Below are 1268 nucleotides of genomic sequence, written 5' to 3' on the forward strand. Positions count from 1 at the left end.
TTGAGGCTATCGGCGACATCGGGGTGGTCGCCTTGAAACAGGCGCTTTCTCATCGCCAAAGCTTCCTCATACAGCGGTTCCGCTTTCTCGTAGCGCCCCTGGGAATCGTAGAGTCCTGCCAAATTGTTGAGGCTATTGGCGACATCGGGGTGGTCGCCTTGAAACAGGCGCTTTCTCATCGCCAAAGCTTCCTCATACAGCGGTTCCGCTTTCTCGTAGCGCCCCTGGGAACGGTAGAGGTATGCCAAATTATTGAGGCTAGAGGCGACATCGGGGTGGTCGTCTTTAAACAGGCGCTTTGTGATCGCCAAAGCTTCCTCTAATAGCGGTTCCGCTTTCTCGTAGCGCCCCTGAGAAGAGTAGAGTTCTGCCAAATTGTTGAGGCTAGTGGCGACATTGGGGTGGTCGTCTTGAAACAGGCGCTTATCCATCGCCAAAGCTGCCTCATACAGCGGTTCCGCTTTCTCGTAGCGACCCTGGGAATAGTAGATTTCTGCCAAATTGTTGAGGCTAATGGAGACATCGGGGTGGTCGCCTTGAAACAGGCGCTTTCTCATCGCCAAAGCTTCCTCATACAGCGGTTCCACTTTCTCGTAGCGCCCCTGGGATTTGTAGAGTCCTGCCAAATGGTTGAGGCTTCTGGCGACATCGGGGTGGTCGCCTTTAAACAGGCGCTTTCTCATCGCCAAAGCTTCCTCTAACAGCGGTTCCGCTTTCTCGTAGCGCCCCTGGGAATGGTAGATTAATGCCAAATTATTGAGGCTTATGGCGACATCGGGGTGGTTGCCTCCAAACAGGCGCTTTATCATCGCCAAAGCTTCCTCATACAGCGTTTCCGCTTTCTCGTAGCGCCCCTGGAAATAGTAAAAGTATGCTAAATTGTTTAGGCTATTGCCTACATAGTAGTGGTCGCCTTTAAACAGGCGCTTTCTCATCGCCAAGGCTTCCTCATACAAGGGTTCCGCTTTTTCGTAGCGCCCCTGATATTCGTAGAAAAATGCCAAATTGTTGAGGCTTATGGCTAGATCGGGGTGGTCTCCCCTGTAAAGCGATAAGGCTAACTTTACACCTTGTTCTGCCACAACTACTGCCTCAGCGAATTGGCCCTGGCGATAAAGTTCAAAAGCCTGTTGGTTTAGCAGTTTACATTGCACTTTTGCACCCAGCTCTATAAATTGCGCCCCTAGATTTCGCCACCATTTATTAAATAGCATTAAGTTCGCCCTCCTCTATCATATCGGCATTTACCACTTCCATCACCGCCACCA

General features: G+C 51.0%; 1 protein-coding gene. It reads right to left on the reverse strand.

Annotation, left to right across the window (positions count from 1 at the left end; genetic code table 11):
• Positions 1 to 1082 (reverse strand): tetratricopeptide repeat protein (locus OSC10802_RS42920; RefSeq protein WP_369797141.1); only part of this gene is annotated, 1082 nt, incomplete at its 3' end.
• Positions 1083 to 1268 lie beyond the last annotated feature (186 nt).

It is taken from the genome of Kamptonema formosum PCC 10802, from assembly GCF_000332335.1.
In the GTDB taxonomy this organism is placed as follows: Bacteria; Cyanobacteriota; Cyanobacteriia; order Cyanobacteriales; family Oscillatoriaceae; genus Oscillatoria.